Raw genomic sequence first — 18,773 nt, forward strand, 5'->3', positions numbered from 1 at the left:
CAAGCAATCGACTCGCCATCGACCCAATGTAAGGGTGAATTATGACTATAAAAGTTACCGCCGAGCAATTGTCCATGCGCTTTAAAGAGCGTGTGCTTTTCCACATCCCTGAATTGGCCATTGGTCCAAACGACGCGATTTACCTAAAAGGTGACAATGGCGTTGGTAAAACCACTCTACTCAAGATCCTTGCAGGTTTGCTCAAGCCTTCAACGGGTAAAGTGGTGGCACCGAAAGATACTTGGTTGAAGAAGTGGACGCGCCGCAATGGTCGTGTTGATGTGATTTATCTCCATCAGTCTCCTTACCTTTTTGACGGCACTGTTTATGAAAACGTCGTTTATGGAGTTAAATATCAACAAGACACGGCAAAAGATAAGCGAGCTCAAGTTATTAGTGCGCTACGCATGGTAGGGTTAGAAACCTTAGCCGACGAACACATCTCTGTATTGTCCGGCGGTGAGAAGCAACGCGTAGCAATGGCACGAGCTTGGATCTTAAAACCATCGATTTTGTTGATGGATGAACCAAGTGCCTCTCTCGACCAAGAGTCGATTGAACGTCTGGTTATCATGGCAAAAGATCTGCTTGATCGCGGCTCTAGTATTGTCGTGACCAGTCACCAAGCCAACGCGTTGACGGATTTATGTAAAAAACAGTGGTGGATTAAAGACAAGACTTTGGTAGAGTCTCCACTCTTGTATGTCATACCAAAAGAAACATCCCAAGAGAACGCATATGCTTCAGCCAACACAAACTAGTTGGGTCATTTTGGCTGGTGGTCAAGCCAGCCGCATGGGTGGAAAAGACAAAGGTCTGATCGAACTGAATCAGAAGCCACTCATCGAACACGTTATCGAACGTTTATCTCCGCAAACACCGCGCATTCTAATCAATGCGAACCGAAACCAAGACGCCTACCGTGCGTTTGGTTTCGTCTTCAGCGATCAATTTAAAGATTTCCCAGGTCCGATGGGCGGTATCCACGCGGGCCTAGTTCATGCAGAAACCGATTGGGTTGGCTTCGTCCCTTGCGACAGCCCACAAATCAACACCGACCTTGTTGAACGTTTTTGCAATGCAGTAAAAGAAGACACCGATATTTTGGTTGCTCATGATGGCGACCACCAACAACCTGTCTTCACGCTTTACCACAAGCGCATACTGCCAAAGCTGACCGCGTTTTTAGAACGTGGCGATCGTAAGATCATCCTACTCTACAAAGAGTGCAACACCAGTTACGTTGACTTTAGCGACTCACCAAACTGTTTCGTCAACTTAAATACGCCTGAAGAATTGGCGCAATTTGGACAACTTGAATCATGAAACACACGCTAAACATCCCTATTCTTGGTTTTGCTGCCTACTCTGGTACAGGCAAAACTACGCTACTTGAAGCATTACTACCAAAGTTGACCGATGTGGGTTTACGCATCGGTATGCTAAAGCACGCACACCATAACTTCGATGTCGACCAACCGGGCAAAGACAGCCATCGCCTACGTAAAGCGGGCGCATCGCAAATGCTGATCTCTTCTCGTAACCGCTTCGCACTGATGACAGAAACACCAGAGTCAGAATCTGAGTTTGATTACCTTCTGACGCGTTTCGATGAAGACAAGCTAGACGTGGTTCTAGTGGAAGGCTGCAAAAACATTGCCTTCCCAAAGATCGAATTGCACCGTGAAGAAGTCGGTAAGCCTTGGCTTCATCCAAATGATAAAAACATTATCGCGATTGCTTCAGACAGCGGCGAATTGGATTCTGATTTGCCACAAATGAACATCAACGATCTTGAAGCGATTGCCCAGTTCGTTATTGAGTATGTTCAAGAAGCGAAAGCACCAAAGAGTAAAGAGAAAGAAGCCGCTTGCTGCGATACCCTTTCTCCAGCTTTCCTTTCTGTGGTTCAAGGACAAGAAAAGATCCTTTCGTTGGTAAACACGGTTTCTGAAACCGAAGCATGCAAGATTGAAGATGCATACGGTCGTGTGCTTGCAGATCATGTTGTGTCACCAGTGAATGTTCCGCAATACACAAACTCAGCGATGGACGGTTACGCGATTCGCGGTGATGACGTCGAGCGTGAAAGCTACCAAGTGGTTGCTGAAGTGATGGCGGGTCATGCTTACGATCAGCCTTTAGAAGTTGGTCAAGCGGTTAAGATCATGACGGGCGCCCCAACACCTATCAATGGTGATACCGTTGTTATGCGTGAACAGGCAACACAGCATGGCGATACAGTCACTTTCAATGGTGTAAGCATCAAAACCGGTCAAAACGTTCGTCAAGCGGGTGAAGACTTAGCAATTGGTAGCGATGTGTTTACCGCAGGCACTCGCCTAGCCTCCCCTGAGATGGGCATGATTGCTTCTCTTGGCTTTGGTGAAGCGAATGTGTTCCGCAAGTTGAAAGTTGCTGTGTTCTCTACCGGTGACGAAGTTCAAGCGCCAGGTACAGAACAGAAAGCGAATTCAATCTACGATTCAAACCGTTTCACTATCATGGGCATGTTAGAGAAGCTAGGTTGCGAGATCTTGGATTTCGGTATCCTAGAAGATAACGAGCAATTGATGATTGAAGCGCTCGAAAATGCTTCTGCGCAAGCCGACGTAGTGATGACTTCTGGCGGCGTATCCGTTGGCGATGCCGATTACATTAAGCTGGCATTGGATAAGCTGGGTCAAATTGATTTCTGGCGTATCAACATGCGCCCTGGTCGTCCGCTTGCGTTTGGTCAAATCAACGATAAGCCTTTCTTTGGTTTGCCGGGTAACCCTGTGGCGGTGATGGTTTCATTCATCAACTTTGTTGAGCCTGCTCTGCGTAAGATGCAAGGTGAACAAGGTTGGAAGCCACTCAAAGTCAGTGCCATTGCGACAGAAAATCTGCGCTCTCGCCAAGGTCGTACCGAGTTTAGCCGTGGTATTTACGAGCTAGACGAAACAGGTCGCCTAACCGTTCGCACAACGGGTAAACAAGGCTCTGGTATTCTGCGCTCTATGAGTGAGGCGAACTGTTTGATCGAAATCTCCCCTGCTGTTGATACAGTAAAATCGGGAGAAAGCGTGACAATTATCCCACTTCAAGGCAGAATCTAGGCCGATTCAGAATTCAAAGGTCAGCGTGTCTGACCTTTTTATTGATAACAGAAAAATTTTTCAGAGAGACAGCTATGGCTCGCACCATTCTTTACACTTACAAAGACCAAGACAAAGAACTGACGTTCTCGTACCAGCAACACCGCAACATTCAAGAAGCAGTTGCAGAGGCGGAAGGTATCGACATCACTGAGTACCTAAAGATGGAGCAGCAAATCGAAGCAGTATCTGACACGAAGGCAGTACGTAACTACCGCGACAATCATTTCAGAAAATTAGGCTTTAGCAAAATCACCCTAGCTCAAAAAGAAAACTTGGGCGTAGGTAAAAAGAACAAATAAGCTTAACCACAAAAGTTAAAAACAAAAAACTCGCGGCAAATCGCGAGTTTTTTTATGTATGGAATCCAAAATCAACACACTATAGCTGAGGCTCTACGATCACAAACTGGTTCGTTCCCGCAATTGGCGCATACCAGTCACTGCCTTGAACGTAGAAAGTCGCCCCATTAACGGTCACCGTGGTTGCTTCATTCGGCAACACGTCGACTATCTTACCTGCCATCCCCTTATTTGATACGACAGTGGTACTCCCCGTATTCACTTGGCTTTGCACAGATACCGGAGGTTGCTCCACGTAAATATACTGATCGCCACTTCGCTTGTAATAGACATTATCAACGACGGCATAAGTGATCCCCGCTATCACTAGGTAAGTCGCGGTTCTCGGAATTTTATTGTAATGGTATACACGGTGAACTGGCGCTTTATAAACGGGACGGTAGACAGGCTTTACCACCACCACCTTCTTTCCATGCTTTGGTGGCTTAGGTGCTGGAGGCTTAGCAAACGTCGGTGAAACCATACCAACTAAGGCGATGCTAAGAACGCCGTAGCGTAATTTTGATGAGTTGAACATCTTCATTCCTACTGTTCGTGGAAGCAATAAAAACAGCTTATCAATCGAGAGTTCAAGGGACGTAAACGAAGCGTAAAGCTGGGTAAAGATGGCAGCTCAATAATACAAAGCAGCAGGATGGTTCGATAAAAATAAAAAAGCCTCGTTTCACCTTAAGGGAAAACGAGGCTTTCAATTCTGATCTTATGTGTTTTGGCTTATCGAAAACTCAGACGATTATTTGATGTTTAGGAACGCAGCACCACGTACGCCGCCTGAATCACCATGTTTTGCTTTGATGATCTTCGGGCACTTCGCTACAGAAAGTAGGTACTTAGGAATACGTTTTGGCATCTCTTCGTAAATCAGTTCGAAGTTAGATAGACCGCCGCCTAGTACAACAACGTGTGGGTCAGTCGCAGTAAACAGGTTCGCGAAGCAGATTGCTAGAAGCTCCATAAAGCGCTCAACGTGCTCAACCGCTTTTGCTTCGCCTTCTGCGTGTGACTTAATGATATCGATCGCTTTCTTCTCTTCGCCGTAGTAATGCGCGTAAAGAAGCTCGAAACCACGACCAGATAGGTAGCTATCTAGACAACCTTTCTTTTCACAACCACAACCTAGTAGAGGCGCGTTTTCGCCTAGGTGGAACCATGCGTCGATAGGAAGACGTGTATGACCTACCTCACCCGCTACGTGGTTACGGCCAGAGAATACTTTACCCTCGTAGATAAAGCCGCCGCCAAAGCCTGTACCAAGGATCAAACCTAGTACAGATGGTTCGTCTTGAAGGTCTTCATCCCATGCTTCAGAAAGCGCAAAACAGTTTGCATCGTTTTCAATTTTTACGCTGCGACCGATTTTAGCTTCAAGATCAGCACGAAGTGGTTTGCCTTTTGCTGCAGGTACGTTAACCGTTAGTACAGTTGCATCATCAGCATCTTCCATCCCAGGAAGACCAAGACCAATCGTACCTTCACAACCAAATTCCGCATCGTATTTGTTAACCAGACCTGCGATGGTTTCTACCAGCAAATCGTAGTTGTCTGTTGGTGTTGGTACACGTTCAGTTGCTACACGCTCAAGTTTTTCGTTAAACGCACCAAACTCGATTTTAGTGCCACCGACATCAAAGCCGTAATACATGCAATTCTCTCCTAAAAAGCTCAAACGACTCCCAAAAAATGCTGGAGTCAAAAAAGATAAACTCCGAGCATTATCCATATCTGTACGCCTGCAAACCGTGACCGAATGCAGATTTATCCCCTCGTTGAAGCCAGTTGAACAACAAGCCATCAACAAAAGTTCATTCCTTAGAGTTAGCTCTCGATTTTAGCCCACTCTTTGAAACGTTTCAGATGCGGTCGAGACCAGTCAGTTTTTACTCGAGTTTTCGTCAGCATGTAGGTTTCACGGAAGGCTTCAAACCACAATTGCAAACACTCCGAAGCTTGCTCTTCACCTGCTTGTTTGAATACTAACGTCGCGACCTCTGCTGTAGACAGATGCTGCTCATTGTCCGAGCGGCGCATGATGTATTCAGACAGTGATTCCGGCTCAATAGAAAGCACCGGCAAAGACTTCAAGAACTCGGAACGGCGGAAGATCTTACGCGCTTCACGCCAACTGCCATCAATGAAGATCAGCAACCATTTTTTATCTGAGCCAGCGGATGCCTTCAATCGCTCTGGATTCAAACCATCCAATAAACGCTCAGGCTCATCCACGTAATCTGCTGGGAACACAACCACAGGTTGATAAGCATCGTTTTCTAGCAGTGCAAGCATCTCTTGAGAAGGCTCGGTACGATTCCATTGATACACGTAGGTCTCTTGAATCGTATCAGCAATTAGACGCCCGGTATTACTTGGTTTGAACACTTCGTTTTCCGATACGATCAGCATGCAGGCAATATTGGATTCGATGTTCGGCTGAATGTCGCACAAACAATATTGCTCAGAAACCTGACAATATGGACAGCGAACCACTTTACAGCCACGAGCGCTAAACGGCTTCGTTGAGATAGATTGACGGTGCTGGTATAAACGATGGAAAGCGTGGATTCTCATGGATAGAAAGTGCCAGTTAGAATAAGTGCATGTATAAAGTAGAGCGCGATTCTACTTGCATCGCCAGTGAGTCTCAAGAAATGCTCGTAAACGGACGGACATTCACATTCCTTTCTTCTCGGTGAAAGATACGGTGGAGTCTTAAGGTCTTAACAAATAAGCGAATCAATCAAGGAAATTAGCGTGACCGAAACTGCATTTAACGACCCTTCTTGGCTACGACTCAGCATCTTTATTGGTGTTTTGTTGCTTTGTACTCTGTGGGAAAACAAGCTACCGAGAAAGCAGTTGACCGTCGACCGTTCGTTTCGCTGGTTTAACAATCTCACACTGGTCGCACTGAATAGTGTCGTTATTGCTGTTGTCATGCCTATTGCCGCTTTCCAAGCTGCTATCATCGCTTATGAAAACCAATGGGGTCTACTCAATGCACTTTCCTTCCCGACTTGGTTAAATGTGCTGATAGCCGTTGTGTTACTCGATCTCATCATCTACCTACAGCATTTAGTTTTCCATCGCGTTAAACCGCTGTGGAAACTTCACCGCATGCATCATGCAGACTTGGATATCGATGTCACAACCGGAACACGATTCCACCCGATAGAAATCATTCTCTCAATGATTGTAAAAATCGCTGCGGTGTTTGCTTTAGGCGTGTCTCCTATCGCCATCGTGGTGTTTGAAATCGTATTGAATGCTAGCGCGATGTTTAACCATAGCAATGCAAAGCTGCCACTACCTTGGGATTCGAAGTTACGCAAATTGGTTGTGACGCCAGACATGCACCGCGTGCACCACTCTGTCATCGTGCGCGAGACACATTCAAACTTTGGCTTCTTCTTGTCGATATGGGATCGTTTGTTTGGCACTTACCGCGCTCAACCGGAATTAGGTCATGATGATGTTGTGATTGGTGTTCCAGAGATTCGCGACAAAGACGAGCAAAGGTTGGATAAACTGATCACCCAGCCATTTCGTTACAAGGAAAAGTCTTCCTCATGAGCAGTTCAATGAAAGTGAATGTGTTTGGAAAAATCATACTTGCTGAATGCAAAGATGGGATTTGGACGCTTTATATCGATTCGGAAACTTCGATAAAGCGCCCAATCAGAGACTTTGTAGTGCCGCCCTTTCTCGATGAAGACGAGTTACTGACCTACCTAGATGATATGTATCACGAACACGCGACCGCAACTCATCCCAATGTATTTCGGATTGAATAGAAACCTTTAGGCTTTAATCAAATCGCGTTTTTTGTTTGATTGGGTCACACCAACAAACAAACCGATAATCCCAAGAACAATTGAAGAGATGGCGAATACACTCACATCCTGTTGTTTATTGATGGCTGCGTAAACAAATGCAGCACCAAAAAAGATTGCGCCAAAACTAAAGCCCGATAGCGCGGCAAAAACACCGAAACTCGCCAGCTCCTTAAAGTTATCCATAACACTTCCCTGTTTAAAAATACGTAATATCGAATAAAACAATTACCGGAATATCTGACGTGAGTGGCGATGCTTTTGCGAATTCCACAGCCAAATTGATACTCCAATAGAAAACCCTAACAACAACGTTTGCCATTGCAGCTGTCCACTGCTCTCCAATACGCCCAATCCATAGTGCGCATAAGAGTTAAAGCCTACGCTGCTCAACATAATCAATAACAGTAAAACCAACCCAGTCCGGCGGTGCCTGATCAGCAAATAAACGGCGAGTAAATCAAGGAGACCAAGCGCGCTCCAATACATGTTTAACCAGCCTGGGGCAAAATCGTAAGGCAAAAAGCCATCGACAATATTGTCGTAAATGTGGATGACACCACCCACTGTCAGGCAAAGGCATAGGAGAAACAGTACGAATTTATCCATTATCGTTTCCTTTCCTTATCTGAATGAATGCGCAAAGCATATAGAAATCAGCTAAATAATTGTAATTTCAACGCCATTTTTGAGAGCGACAGTGCCTTTAAACCGTACGTGAGAGGTTGAAAGAACAACAATGGCTGTTCTTCCTTATCATTTCGCTCCTGATAAAAGCATAGCGTTTGGTTTGATGGTTCGCTTAAAAGCTTAGTTAACCTCTATTGGCCCTTTCTGTGCCTGCATCGTTATTGTGTATGGTAGGAATAAAGTATCAGCCAACGCTGAAAAAGCAGTATCAAACACAAAGAAAGGCACCCCATCTAGTTTGGGTCCCGTGTTTTCAGAATAGCTAGGCTCACCATTCAACAAACACATGTTGTAATTCACTCCACTGTAAATTCTTGGTATTTCCTTGCAGTAGCTCTGCTTCCCCTCATGAGAGATTCTCACATGATTGTTTGTTGGGTTTAGGGTCTCTATTGTTGCACAACCTTGCGACGCAATGGCTGCCAATATGACGAGTCGCTTTTTCATGAACTTTCCTTGTTTGTACTTCCTTCGTGAGAATGATTTACGTATTTCTTCGCTTACTGCTGATAAACGTGAGATGTGACGTTTGGATGTGGTTTAGAAGCTGCAACAAATCTCCCAGTGAAATTGTCGGGAAAGAGTAATAGTCAAACGTCAATATTGCTCTCCCTCTTTAGTCTTCGCATCAATGAACACAAACTTCATCGAAGGAGGAAAGATAAAAGTACCATCACACCGATAACCTCTTAGCCAAACACCATCATCCCGCTTACGCAAATACAAACCTCTGGGATAGGTCTCTTCCTGAGCAAGAGGCAAAGAAGCGAGCGTTATGTATTCGTCTTTTGTGAGCGAAATACCTTGAAGTAACAAGTATGGTGCGACGGCGAGCGGACAAGGCTCTAGCCCTTTCAGAGCTGCATGAGCAAGAAGCTCAGCCAGCGTTGCACCAAAAGGTGCCCCCAATTCCGAAGGCGTTGTTACCAATACAGACAATGTCTGGCCACCTTGTTTGGTTTGTATCAATTGATCTTCAAACAGCTGTAAGGCAAACGGATTGAATTGAATGCGTTGATCTTTGAGTTCTTGAAGCAACTCTGCATTCGTGTGATTACCGATTTCAACTTTCACTTAATTGCTCCAAGGCGGATAAGCTGACGAACTTGCTCTAAAGCACGCTGAAAGACAGGGTGCGCATGGGAGGAAATGTCTTTCGCAACTTCATGCCAAAATAATTCGAAATCATGTCCACAATCATCTTGAGTGTGGAAGACCCAATGTTCCGGCAACACTTCACATTCACACAAAACGAAATGCCAACGTTGCTCCTGAAATCCACTCTCCCAAGCCCCTAAGTAGGTTGTGTGATTGACCAATTCGATGCCCGACTCTTCTGCCAATTCTCTTTTTGCCGCGCTTAAGAAGTCGCAATCGAATGGTTCGACAGTACCTTTCACCAACTGAACGCCCGCAAGAGGATGTTTGAAAAGAAGAATCTCGCGGTTTTGTTTTCGCAATACCAGAGGACATACTTTAATAACCAACGAATATCTCCTCATTCTGAAGGCATATTTGTGTTGCGAGATATTCTAACAACCCTGAAGCGACAACAAAGAATTAACAAATACTAATGACACATTTCTCCCGTGCCGTTAATCAATTTGCGATTTGGGTCACTCACTCTTGGAGTCAAAAAATAAAAAGGCAGAGCGATGCCCTGCCTTTGATCGTATTGGAAGTTGGTTTGGTCTTACCTAATGCTGGATCAACTCACCTGATGCAGTTCGTATTTATGCAGCATCGCTTGTTGATGCCCCGCGATGTCTGCGACTTGCTCTGAGCTTTCAACCATGGATTCTAATTGGAGTTTAGTGTATTCACCTTGGTCAGAAATATGTGTAATGGCTTGCGATACATCGGCTGTTGCTCGTTCTTGCTCTTCTGTCGCAACAGAAATCTGTTCGACACGTAGCTGTATATGTCGAACCGCCGCATCGATATCCGAAAAAGCCGACTTTACTTCATGACTCGATTGAAGTGCATGCGCCATCTCTTCACGCGACTCACTTACCGCTTTACGTGAACGTTCTGCGGCAGCCACAAGCTCATTCATCATCTCTCGAATATTTGTGGTTTGTTGGGACGTATCACTCGCTAACTTGCGTACTTCATCGGCGACGACTGCGAAACCTCGCCCTTGCTCCCCAGCACGCGCCGCTTCAATCGCCGCATTCAAAGCAAGTAAGTTGGTGTTATCAGCAATACCACTGATCATGTCTACCATCTCGCGGATCTGTTTAACTCGTTGGTCGAGTTCTAACATCGACCGCTCGTTCAAATTAAGGGAGCTTTCAAGAGACTCCAAACGCTGACGGTTTTGCTCTACCACGCCAACCCCCTTCACTGTGTGTTCTGTCGCTAAATGCGAATCTTCGGAAGAGGCATTTGTCACCGTCGCGATCTCTCTAATCGATGCTTCTAACTGAGTAATGGTCGTCACCATGCTCGCCAGCGCTTCATTTTGCAAAGTTAAGCTTTGATTTGTTTGCTCGGCCGCATCGTGGCTTATCTCAGCGGTTTGGTACAAGGTTTCGCAGTTACGCGTGACGGTAGAAATCGAATCGTGGGTTGAATCGATAACTTGGTTGAGTTTGCGTGCGACTTCTTTAAGCTCAAACGGGCCAATCTCTTGCGCTCTATCTCGGAAATCATGTTCCGTTAAAGCGGAGAGACGAGTAAGGATGTTTTTCAACCCTCGATTGATCCAAGTACGGAGGCCAAACCAAGTCGCTAACACCACAAGCGAGATGACGCCAGCGGCAACAACAACCATTAAGCTGACGTTTTGAATGGTACTGTGGACAATAGTTTCACGCTCATCAATCAACGCTGAGGCGGAATCAGATACTTGGTCGAGCAAATACATGGTTTCGTTTGAGAGCTGAGAGGCACGTTGAAACTCCACTTTTTGCTGTTCGCTCTGTTCGAGTTTCGCCAGAATCAAACGCAAAACCCCTTCATCTTTGAAGCCTGCCTGTACCATCTCATAAGGTGCTGTTAGGCTGGCGAACTCAGTCACTTCAGGGTGCCATTCTTTGAAGTCATCGTAAGCGAGATTTATACCAGCGATACGGTTTCGCATTTCTCTGTATTCTTGCTCCGCTTTCTCTAGCTCGGTTTGCATCATCATGACCAAGAAAGTACTTTCCATCGAGCTCGCGGATGCAATGAAGCGATTTGCCGCATCACTCGATTCAGGGTTGTCGTTGCTGAGAAACGAGCTGATACGGTTCATCTCTGGACCAATCGAACTTAACCCATACCGAAACCCACCAACGGCCGAGTTAATGTCGCTTTGCATCTGAATCACCGCAGATTGTTTCGATAAAATGGAATTGGTGACTTGATGCAACTCAGCAACGTTTTCTTGAGCATGCTTGATAGGTGTTCGGCAACACCGGAAGTTTGCTCTATGAGTCCGTCACTTTGCTGCGCTAGCTCTTCAATTTGAGAAGTGATAAGAGGAAGTTCCTCTGGATCAGAAATTTGCATTCCATAGTTAAGCAACTTTACTTGCTCTAAAACATTTCTTGTCAGTGTCGCATTTGCCATCGCCATCGGTAACGCTTTTTGAGACAACTCCTCAAATTGTGCGCCAACCTGCTCCATTCCTTTGAAACTTGAGACAGAAAGGGCTATAACAAGAGCGATGATAGTTAAAAATGTTGCACTGACCGTTTGAATCAGTGAAAAAGAAAAGCGTAGACGTTTGCGCGTTGTCATAATCAATTAATGTTCTTTCTTGGGTTTGAATCAACTTTCCGTTTATTCGTCACAGAAGTGAGACAAAACGTGATTTGCTGCCCATACTAGGTATTGGTCATGACATTAATATTTCAGTTTTAAGTTGTAGGGATGACAGGTGGGTGATGTGCGTCGTATTTATTTTCCTTTGATAATCAGTGTACTACTTAGTGCATGTTCGTCCGCCCCCGATCCAGAAACACAAGCTGAGGTCTCTCTTCCTGTTACTGAACTGCTCTCCGACAATCGGGGCCTGTTCGACTTTTATGATGAGTGGGAAGGCACGCCTTATCGCTTGGGTGGAACCAAAAAGTCTGGTATTGATTGTTCTGCCTTCGTACAGAAAGCCTTTGTCGAGGCATATCAAATGTCGTTACCAAGAACGACAAGACAGCAATCTAAGCAAGGCGTAGAGATGAGCTGGTCAGATGCACGACAGGGTGATCTAGTGTTTTTCAAAACAAGAAGAACCACTTACCATGTAGGTATCTATCTAGGGAATAAGCAGTTTATGCACGCTTCCGCATCGAAAGGCGTGATCATTTCAAGAATAGACAACCCTTATTGGGCATCGAAGTTTTGGCAAGTAAGAAGAGTTACCATGTAACTCCTCTTTAGATCGAAATGACGAGAGACTAGATTTAATCGTAAGTCGCGACAGCGGTATCAAATAAGTTTTTCACTAGCGCAATGTATTCATCAAGGAATGCAATTTGCTCGTTGGTCGCTTTCTTACCCCAAACGCCAGCTAACACTTCACCAAGGTCTTCAACGACGGCATCCGCTTCTTTAAGTAGCTTGAAACGTACACTTGAATGCAGTTCTGGGTTTTGTTCGAAAATCGCCATGATGTTCGACGCCACCATGTCATTCACGACATCTTCGATGCTTTCTGATCCTGTGTCACCAATTTCAGACGTGAAAATATCTAAGTTAAGTGACAGGTGCTCTATAAGAGCGAGATATCCATCGGTTTCTACAACCACTGTTTTTCTCCGTTTAATGCAAGCCTTCGAAGATGAAAGCGAATTAGTTTCAATAGTAAGACATGCCGAGAAAATTTCATTAACTTATTTCATATTAACAAGCATTGATGCGCCAACTGAATGATTTTTATCCAATTAGGTTAGTCGTCTTGATGACAACAAGTCTGATTGCGTCCATTCTCTTTCGCGCGATACAACGCTGCATCGGCACTCTTCAGCCATTGTGTGTGACTCTCAAAGTTAGATTTATACTCGCAAACACCGATACTTATCGTGTAGTTAATCAAAAAGTCTTCAACTTTCACGATTTCTTGCTCAATTCGTTTTCTAAGACGCTCTGCGAAATAGGACGCTTGTTCTTGGTTGGTATGTGGCAATAAAACGGTAAACTCTTCTCCACCAAAACGCCCACACACGTCGCTACTGCGTGCGGTTTTCCGCAATAAACTGGACGTCCGACGGATCACTTCATCCCCAGTATGGTGACCATAGGTATCATTGACTTTTTTAAAATGGTCGATGTCAAAAATAACCAGTGAGCACGCCCCTTCCATCACTTTAAGTTGATTGAATTCTTCCTTCAGTGACTGTTCCCAATAAGCACGGTTAAATAATCCGGTTAATCCATCTTTGCGGCTGATTTCAGACAGGTGTTGGTTGGTTTCTCTTAAGTGGATTCTATTACGCGCGGTTTCAGAGACATCGTTGATTTGAATGGCTATGTGGCTCACCTCACCTGATAACGAGCGTAACGGCGTGATAACAATATCTTGGAACATCAAATGACTGCTGTTGGAAACCGGCGAAAAGTTGTTGAATTTAAAAAGGTATGGACGGTTTTCCCAACTTGAAAATGAACGAGTTTCTAAATCCGCGGACGTCTTGAGCTTGGTCTCTAGCCAAGTTCGGGGTAAATCTTGGAAATGGTCAAACAAACATTCACCGAGGATATTCTGCGATAGTATGCCACTGTAAGACTGCATAAAACTGTTCCACACGCAGACTTTATAGTCTTCATCTAAAACGATGAGCCCTGAGTCCATGGTATCGAGTATTTGGGTAACCCAATGAAAGTCTGCTATGTCCAGCGTAATTTCGGACATTAGATTAGCTCCATAATTTCATAGATGATTTCTACGGATGATTTATCTATCAAAAACAGAACTTCACACTCAAAATCGAGCGCCTCTGCCATGTAGGTGTATTCGATGGTAAAGAGTTCACCAGATTCACTCTTCTCTTCATTGTATGGAATGACGTTTTCTATAATAGCAGGCTGGCGCAACGAAAATTGCTTATCCAACTGTGTACCCAGTGACGTTAAGAATGAAGATACCAAAAGATTCGACACATTCAGGATAATCTCGTTGTGCCGAGTGAACTCAAGCAAATAACCAAGGCGCTCTCCGATTTGATTGATGTCTTTGCCACGCAAACAAACTAGAGCTTCACCATGGATACCACCACCAACAAATCGCTGAGCAACGGCAACTGAACTGTCTCGACCGATCACGTCCACTAACGTCATATGCAGTTCTCCATACGACAATGGACCAACGTGAGGCACTGGCAGTTGAATGAACTCATGAAGATGGTCGGCCATAATCGCAGCACCCTTACCTAACGCGATGTTGGCCACTTCACGAAATTTCGCCAGAGGGGTAATCTCAATTTCGGGGGCTGGCGCTGCATTCCCACTCGAGCTAAATGCGTATTGCAACCCTAACGTTTCGTATAGCGGGATAACCTGTTCTTCTGACAGAGGCTTGGCGATAAAGTCGATTGCGCCAAGATCTAAACAACGTTGTTTAGCCTCTTGCTGAACGTCACCAGAAATGATGACAACTTGAGTGGGATAATTGCTGACCGGTAGAGACTCTAGTACCTCGAACCCGTCCATAATCGGCATCGTTAAATCGAGAAACAAAACGTCAATATTTTGTTCCGCTAGAATCGTCAACGCTTCGTAACCGTCTTGGGCTTCGATCAGGTGCAATGATGTTTCGTGTACGATGGAACGGGATATCAACTTTCGTGCTACCGCCGAATCATCACAAATCAGTATTTTCATGCCACCAATGGAACTAAAGTCAAAAAAATAATAATACTCGTTGTATACCAATAGCTCCATATGTTAAGTCCATAAATCATAGGGTTATAGGCGACATGATTCACACTTATGCACATTTTCTACTATGTGCAGCAGTTTTATTGTCGAAGTTTGCTCAACTGCGCGTCAATCTTCCGCCGTTTATCCTAAACTATTGTTGGTCAAATAGATAAGCGAGGTTTTGTATGTGGCAAGCAATATCGCAACAGCTTTCTGATACCTTGATGTTCGAATATCAAATCACTGAGAAGACACGCCTCTCTGGTGGAGACATCAATGAGAGTTACATGATCAATGACGGAGAACAGCGCTATTTCGTCAAACTCAATGATCGAGATTTTTTATCTAAGTTCGAAGTTGAAGTAGAAAGCCTTCACTTGTTACGTGAAACCTCGACGGTTTTTGTCCCTGAAGTCGTGTTAGCGGGCAAAACCAAAACCCACTCATTCTTGATCCTGAATTACCTACCAACCAAACCACTTGAAGATGCAAAGCACAGCTTTAAGTTTGGCCAGCAACTGGCGCGTTTACATTTGTGGGGAGAACAGAAAGAGTTCGGATTTGATTCCGATAATTACATAGGCTCTACCCTTCAACCAAATCAATGGCATAAAAAGTGGTGTGTCTTTTTTTCTGAGCAACGAATAGGTTGGCAGTTACAGTTGCTGAAAGAAAAAGGTGTCATCCTCGTCGATATCGATGACTTTATTGATGTTGTGAAACAGCTTTTAGCCAATCACGCTCCAGAGCCATCATTGCTTCACGGTGATTTGTGGAATGGGAACACGGCATTGACACCATTTGGCCCTATCTGCTTTGACCCTGCTTGCTATTGGGGAGATCGTGAATGTGATATCGCGATGACTGAGCTGTTTGGTGGGTTCCAACCGGAGTTTTATCAAGGATATGAATCCGTTGCGCCATTACCCGCAGGCTATGATGAACGAAAAGACATCTACAACCTTTATCACATCCTCAATCATTGTAACTTGTTCGGAGGTCACTATCTTGAACAGGCCCAATCGATAATTAAGAAGATTATTTCTTATTGATCTGGAAGGGAAAGATCATTGCCGAATGTAAAAATTCGACGCATATCACCCTAGTTTGAGGCCCCAAGCTCAATCATGAGTTTGGGGTCAACTTTTGTACTTATTTCGACTCAATTAGCAACAACAGCACCTAATATTCAAAGTAACTCGACTTAATTTGAATCTCTGCACCAGAGAGAAGACGAGTGTTCAAGGGCTGAATTTTCGAGACACCAAAGTATTAAAAGCCCTGCAATACTAGGAGTTTTTGTATGCAAAATTACACTGAAAGACATGTTAAATGCCCTCACTGTGGGCACTCTATCGGTATCACTTTAGATGCAAGTAATGGTAACCAAGAGTTTTATGACGACTGCCCTGCGTGCTGCCACGCCATCCACCTCAACATGAAAGTGGATGAGATGCACGAAAAGGTAGAACTGTTCATTGACGATAACTACGAATAGAGAGCTTTAATCCCCCGAGTAATCATCTACATGAAGTAAACATCTACACAAAATATAAAAAGGAGCGGTTAAGCTCCTTTCTTGTTTCCGGTCATAAGTAAACGCTTTACAACTGCTTTGCTGCTAATACACGTTCAACCGTATCGACGATGGCTTGAGTTTGCGGGTCAAATTCAATGTTTATTTTCTCTCCAACCTGACGCGCACCAAACAAGGTTCTTTGCAGGGTTTCCGGAATCAAATGCACCGAAAATCGATTCTCTTCGACTTCGCCGATGGTCAGTGAGCAACCGTCCAAACCGATGTACCCTTTAGCCAGTACATATTTCATTGATTCTTGCGGCAGTGTAAACCAAATGGTGCGGTTATTTGGCATATCAATCACATCAACAATTTCGCCCATTAAACTGATGTGCCCAGACATACTGTGGCCACCAATCTCATCACCAAATTTGGCTGCTCGCTCAATATTTACGCTGTCGCCTTCTATCAATTCACCTAGGTTTGTAAGAGCTAAGGTCGCTTGCATTAGATCGAAACTGATGTGCGTTCCTTCAATTTTGGTGACGGTTAAACAACAACCATTGTGTGCGACCGAGGCTCCAATCTCTAGCCCTTCGCTTAACGAGCCTTCAAGTTCGATAACGTGAGTTTGAAAGCGCTCTTTTTTTTCGATTTGAACGACTTTAGCCGTACCCTGAACTATTCCTGTAAACATTCTCTTTACCTATTTGTTAGAAGCGACTGATAGCCAGAACGAACATTCGCAAGCTGTTTTTACCATTGTCTATCAATTAACCAAAAATCCCTATCTTGTGGGTATGGCATCTGGGCATACAATTGTTTATCATCTGCGCGGAGTTCCTCCGAGGCATTTTTTCACCTTATAGTGACTAAAATCAACCATCAGATCAGTTCATCACATCTTTTGTCCTCGAATACTCCCTATCTTTTCAACTTATTTCATTTTCAACTTATTGTTCCGCTCTGGAGTATTTCGTGCATCGCTATAAAGAAGAAGCATCGAGTCTTATTAAATTGGCGACCCCTGTGTTGATCGCTTCTGTCGCGCAAACCGGGATGGGGTTTGTGGATACCGTCATGGCTGGTGGCGTCAGTGCTACTGACATGGCTGCGGTATCTGTTGCAGCAAGTATTTGGTTACCGTCAATTCTATTTGGCGTTGGCTTATTGATGGCCCTTGTACCTGTTGTCGCTCAATTAAATGGTTCTGGCCGTCGAGTAAAAATTCCTTTTGAGATCCAACAAGGCATCGTTTTGGCATTGTTGATCAGCATCCCTATTATCGGCGTTTTGTTCCAAACTAAGTTCATACTTGGATTGATGGATGTAGAAGCAGCGATGACAGAGAAAACCGTTGGTTACATCCATGCGGTTATTTTTGCAGTACCCGCTTTCTTATTGTTCCAAACGTTACGCAGCTTTACTGATGGCATGTCGCTAACCAAGCCTGCCATGGTGATTGGTTTCATCGGCCTAATGTTGAACATCCCATTAAACTGGATTTTCGTTTACGGTAAGTTTGGTATGCCAGCCCTTGGTGGTGTTGGTTGTGGCGTCGCAACCGCCATCGTTTATTGGGTGATGTTTGGGCTGCTTTTCCTTTATGTGACTACGTCTGCTCGTCTAAAAAGCATCAATCTGTTTGGCGAATTTCATAAACCACAGCTGAAAGCTCAGATTCGTCTGTTTAAGCTCGGCTTCCCTGTTGCCGCTGCATTGTTCTTTGAAGTGACATTGTTTGCTGTGGTCGCGCTTTTGGTCTCTCCATTAGGTTCAATCATTGTTGCCGCGCACCAAGTCGCCATTAACTTCTCTTCATTGGTGTTTATGCTGCCAATGAGTGTGGGTGCCGCAGTCAGTATTCGTGTTGGTCACCGTCTTGGGGAAGAAAACGTCGATGGCGCACGCGTCGCTTCTCGTGTTGGCGTCATGGTCGGTTTAGCGTTAGCAATGATGACCGCGATTCTTACGGTTCTGTTCCGTGAGCAAATCGCTTTGCTTTACACGAATAACCCAGAAGTTATCGAACTAGCAATGGTGCTATTGCTGTTTGCTGCAATCTACCAATGCACTGATGCGGTTCAAGTTATCGCTGCTGGTGCACTACGTGGCTATAAAGACATGCGTGCAATCTTCAACCGTACCTTTGTTGCGTACTGGTTATTGGGACTTCCAATTGGTTACATTCTTGGCCGCACAGATTGGATTGTTGAACCAATGGGCGCACAAGGCTTTTGGTTGGGCTTCATCATAGGCCTGTCTTCAGCGGCTTTCCTATTGGGTATTCGTTTGCGTTGGATGCACCATCAAGAGCCGGAAGTTCAGTTGAATTTCTCTCAACAATAACTCGAACTTCAACCCGCCAAATTTTAAAGCCAGCACTCGCTGG

General features: G+C 44.8%; 22 protein-coding genes and 1 pseudogene. 10 read left to right on the forward strand and 13 right to left on the reverse strand.

The window, feature by feature from the left end; genetic code table 11:
• Positions 1-41 precede the first annotated feature (41 nt).
• From ATB76_RS04685 to ATB76_RS04700, 4 genes are all read left to right on the forward strand, one after another.
• Positions 42-761: an energy-coupling factor ABC transporter ATP-binding protein gene (locus ATB76_RS04685; protein ID WP_061034767.1), complete on the forward strand. Its 720-nt coding sequence runs from the start codon at positions 42-44 to the stop codon at positions 759-761.
• Positions 739-1,326, forward strand: coding sequence for a molybdenum cofactor guanylyltransferase MobA (mobA, locus tag ATB76_RS04690; RefSeq protein WP_061034768.1), 588 nt, complete (start codon positions 739-741; stop codon positions 1,324-1,326). Before ATB76_RS04685 ends, mobA begins: the two co-directional genes overlap by 23 nt.
• Positions 1,323-3,101: a bifunctional molybdopterin-guanine dinucleotide biosynthesis adaptor protein MobB/molybdopterin molybdotransferase MoeA gene (locus ATB76_RS04695; RefSeq protein ID WP_061034769.1), complete on the forward strand. Its 1,779-nt coding sequence runs from the start codon at positions 1,323-1,325 to the stop codon at positions 3,099-3,101. The genes mobA and ATB76_RS04695 overlap by 4 nt, the downstream gene beginning before the upstream one ends.
• 74 nt (positions 3,102-3,175) lie before the next feature.
• Positions 3,176-3,442, forward strand: a complete 267-nt coding sequence (locus ATB76_RS04700) for a DUF2960 domain-containing protein (RefSeq protein WP_038872732.1) — start codon at positions 3,176-3,178, stop codon at positions 3,440-3,442.
• A 79-nt stretch (positions 3,443-3,521) separates the two neighbouring features.
• Here ATB76_RS04700 and ATB76_RS04705 read toward each other — a convergent pair whose 3' ends face one another.
• From ATB76_RS04705 to ATB76_RS04715, 3 genes are all read right to left on the reverse strand, one after another.
• Positions 3,522-4,019 (reverse strand): hypothetical protein, encoded by a 498-nt coding sequence (locus ATB76_RS04705; protein WP_061034770.1) that lies wholly within the window; start codon positions 4,017-4,019, stop codon positions 3,522-3,524.
• Between the two features lie 216 nt (positions 4,020-4,235).
• Positions 4,236-5,144, reverse strand: coding sequence for an N-acetylglucosamine kinase (gene nagK, locus ATB76_RS04710; protein WP_005445828.1), 909 nt, complete (start codon positions 5,142-5,144; stop codon positions 4,236-4,238).
• A 173-nt stretch (positions 5,145-5,317) separates the two neighbouring features.
• On the reverse strand, positions 5,318-6,067 hold the full coding sequence (locus tag ATB76_RS04715) for a tRNA-uridine aminocarboxypropyltransferase (RefSeq protein ID WP_061034771.1): 750 nt from the start codon (positions 6,065-6,067) through the stop codon (positions 5,318-5,320).
• 183 nt (positions 6,068-6,250) lie between these two features.
• Here ATB76_RS04715 and ATB76_RS04720 point away from each other — a divergent pair, with 183 nt between their 5' ends.
• Complete coding sequence (locus tag ATB76_RS04720; RefSeq protein ID WP_038872727.1) at positions 6,251-7,069, forward strand: sterol desaturase family protein; 819 nt, start codon at positions 6,251-6,253, stop codon at positions 7,067-7,069.
• A complete protein-coding gene (locus tag ATB76_RS04725) occupies positions 7,066-7,290 on the forward strand; it encodes a hypothetical protein (RefSeq protein ID WP_052486853.1) in 225 nt (74 codons plus the stop codon). The genes ATB76_RS04720 and ATB76_RS04725 overlap by 4 nt, the downstream gene beginning before the upstream one ends.
• A gap of 6 nt (positions 7,291-7,296) precedes the next feature.
• Here ATB76_RS04725 and ATB76_RS04730 read toward each other — a convergent pair whose 3' ends face one another.
• The 6 genes and pseudogenes from ATB76_RS04730 to ATB76_RS04755 all read right to left on the reverse strand — a co-directional run bounded on the left by ATB76_RS04730 (position 7,297) and on the right by ATB76_RS04755 (position 11,745).
• Complete coding sequence (locus tag ATB76_RS04730; RefSeq protein ID WP_039977299.1) at positions 7,297-7,515, reverse strand: hypothetical protein; 219 nt, start codon at positions 7,513-7,515, stop codon at positions 7,297-7,299.
• 42 nt (positions 7,516-7,557) lie between these two features.
• Complete coding sequence (locus ATB76_RS04735; protein ID WP_020197396.1) at positions 7,558-7,938, reverse strand: hypothetical protein; 381 nt, start codon at positions 7,936-7,938, stop codon at positions 7,558-7,560.
• A gap of 201 nt (positions 7,939-8,139) precedes the next feature.
• Positions 8,140-8,466: a YceK/YidQ family lipoprotein gene (locus ATB76_RS04740; protein ID WP_061034772.1), complete on the reverse strand. Its 327-nt coding sequence runs from the start codon at positions 8,464-8,466 to the stop codon at positions 8,140-8,142.
• Between the two features lie 150 nt (positions 8,467-8,616).
• A complete protein-coding gene (locus ATB76_RS04745; RefSeq protein WP_061034773.1) occupies positions 8,617-9,093 on the reverse strand; it encodes a hypothetical protein in 477 nt (158 codons plus the stop codon).
• Positions 9,090-9,506: an NUDIX domain-containing protein gene (locus ATB76_RS04750; RefSeq protein WP_038872715.1), complete on the reverse strand. Its 417-nt coding sequence runs from the start codon at positions 9,504-9,506 to the stop codon at positions 9,090-9,092. Before ATB76_RS04750 ends, ATB76_RS04745 begins: the two co-directional genes overlap by 4 nt.
• Before the next feature lie 221 nt (positions 9,507-9,727).
• A pseudogene (locus tag ATB76_RS04755) lies at positions 9,728-11,745 on the reverse strand (methyl-accepting chemotaxis protein).
• Between the two features lie 139 nt (positions 11,746-11,884).
• On the opposite strand from ATB76_RS04755, the gene ATB76_RS04760 reads away from it, so the two are divergent.
• Positions 11,885-12,373 (forward strand): NlpC/P60 family protein, encoded by a 489-nt coding sequence (locus ATB76_RS04760; protein WP_061034774.1) that lies wholly within the window; start codon positions 11,885-11,887, stop codon positions 12,371-12,373.
• Positions 12,374-12,407: 34 nt separating this feature from the next.
• Here the strand turns inward: ATB76_RS04760 and ATB76_RS04765 are convergent, their stop codons facing one another.
• From ATB76_RS04765 to ATB76_RS04775, 3 genes are all read right to left on the reverse strand, one after another.
• Complete coding sequence (locus tag ATB76_RS04765) at positions 12,408-12,752, reverse strand: DUF3802 family protein (RefSeq protein ID WP_038875014.1); 345 nt, start codon at positions 12,750-12,752, stop codon at positions 12,408-12,410.
• 140 nt (positions 12,753-12,892) lie between these two features.
• Complete coding sequence (locus tag ATB76_RS04770; RefSeq protein ID WP_038872706.1) at positions 12,893-13,855, reverse strand: diguanylate cyclase; 963 nt, start codon at positions 13,853-13,855, stop codon at positions 12,893-12,895.
• On the reverse strand, positions 13,855-14,823 hold the full coding sequence (locus tag ATB76_RS04775; RefSeq protein WP_038872772.1) for a response regulator: 969 nt from the start codon (positions 14,821-14,823) through the stop codon (positions 13,855-13,857). The genes ATB76_RS04770 and ATB76_RS04775 overlap by 1 nt, the downstream gene beginning before the upstream one ends.
• A gap of 224 nt (positions 14,824-15,047) precedes the next feature.
• On the opposite strand from ATB76_RS04775, the gene ATB76_RS04780 reads away from it, so the two are divergent.
• On the forward strand, positions 15,048-15,914 hold the full coding sequence (locus tag ATB76_RS04780) for a fructosamine kinase family protein (protein WP_061034775.1): 867 nt from the start codon (positions 15,048-15,050) through the stop codon (positions 15,912-15,914).
• Positions 15,915-16,165: 251 nt separating this feature from the next.
• Entirely contained in the window at positions 16,166-16,360 is a 195-nt protein-coding gene (locus ATB76_RS04785) for a CPXCG motif-containing cysteine-rich protein (RefSeq protein ID WP_038872701.1), read from the forward strand.
• A 106-nt stretch (positions 16,361-16,466) separates the two neighbouring features.
• Here ATB76_RS04785 and ATB76_RS04790 read toward each other — a convergent pair whose 3' ends face one another.
• Positions 16,467-17,078: a riboflavin synthase gene (locus ATB76_RS04790; protein WP_061034776.1), complete on the reverse strand. Its 612-nt coding sequence runs from the start codon at positions 17,076-17,078 to the stop codon at positions 16,467-16,469.
• A gap of 281 nt (positions 17,079-17,359) precedes the next feature.
• Between ATB76_RS04790 and ATB76_RS04795 the strand changes: the two genes are divergently transcribed.
• A complete protein-coding gene (locus tag ATB76_RS04795; protein WP_038872695.1) occupies positions 17,360-18,730 on the forward strand; it encodes an MATE family efflux transporter in 1,371 nt (456 codons plus the stop codon).
• Positions 18,731-18,773 lie beyond the last annotated feature (43 nt).

The organism is Vibrio sp. MOR3, from assembly GCF_001557775.1.
Classification (GTDB): Bacteria; Pseudomonadota; Gammaproteobacteria; order Enterobacterales; family Vibrionaceae; genus Vibrio; species Vibrio jasicida.

Excerpts from the sequence above, each read along its gene's own strand:
- ATB76_RS04685 (WP_061034767.1), top strand. The coding sequence starts at position 42 with ATGACTATAAAAGTTACCGCCGAGCAATTGTCCATGCGCTTTAAAGAG.
- mobA (WP_061034768.1), top strand. The coding sequence starts at position 739 with ATGCTTCAGCCAACACAAACTAGTTGGGTCATTTTGGCTGGTGGTCAA.
- ATB76_RS04695 (WP_061034769.1), top strand. The coding sequence starts at position 1,323 with ATGAAACACACGCTAAACATCCCTATTCTTGGTTTTGCTGCCTACTCT.
- ATB76_RS04700 (WP_038872732.1), top strand. The coding sequence starts at position 3,176 with ATGGCTCGCACCATTCTTTACACTTACAAAGACCAAGACAAAGAACTG.
- ATB76_RS04705 (WP_061034770.1), bottom strand. The coding sequence starts at position 4,019 with ATGTTCAACTCATCAAAATTACGCTACGGCGTTCTTAGCATCGCCTTA.
- nagK (WP_005445828.1), bottom strand. The coding sequence starts at position 5,144 with ATGTATTACGGCTTTGATGTCGGTGGCACTAAAATCGAGTTTGGTGCG.
- ATB76_RS04715 (WP_061034771.1), bottom strand. The coding sequence starts at position 6,067 with ATGAGAATCCACGCTTTCCATCGTTTATACCAGCACCGTCAATCTATC.
- ATB76_RS04725 (WP_052486853.1), top strand. The coding sequence starts at position 7,066 with ATGAGCAGTTCAATGAAAGTGAATGTGTTTGGAAAAATCATACTTGCT.
- ATB76_RS04730 (WP_039977299.1), bottom strand. The coding sequence starts at position 7,515 with ATGGATAACTTTAAGGAGCTGGCGAGTTTCGGTGTTTTTGCCGCGCTA.
- ATB76_RS04735 (WP_020197396.1), bottom strand. The coding sequence starts at position 7,938 with ATGGATAAATTCGTACTGTTTCTCCTATGCCTTTGCCTGACAGTGGGT.
- ATB76_RS04740 (WP_061034772.1), bottom strand. The coding sequence starts at position 8,466 with ATGAAAAAGCGACTCGTCATATTGGCAGCCATTGCGTCGCAAGGTTGT.
- ATB76_RS04770 (WP_038872706.1), bottom strand. The coding sequence starts at position 13,855 with ATGTCCGAAATTACGCTGGACATAGCAGACTTTCATTGGGTTACCCAA.
- ATB76_RS04775 (WP_038872772.1), bottom strand. The coding sequence starts at position 14,823 with ATGAAAATACTGATTTGTGATGATTCGGCGGTAGCACGAAAGTTGATA.
- ATB76_RS04780 (WP_061034775.1), top strand. The coding sequence starts at position 15,048 with ATGTGGCAAGCAATATCGCAACAGCTTTCTGATACCTTGATGTTCGAA.
- ATB76_RS04785 (WP_038872701.1), top strand. The coding sequence starts at position 16,166 with ATGCAAAATTACACTGAAAGACATGTTAAATGCCCTCACTGTGGGCAC.
- ATB76_RS04790 (WP_061034776.1), bottom strand. The coding sequence starts at position 17,078 with ATGTTTACAGGAATAGTTCAGGGTACGGCTAAAGTCGTTCAAATCGAA.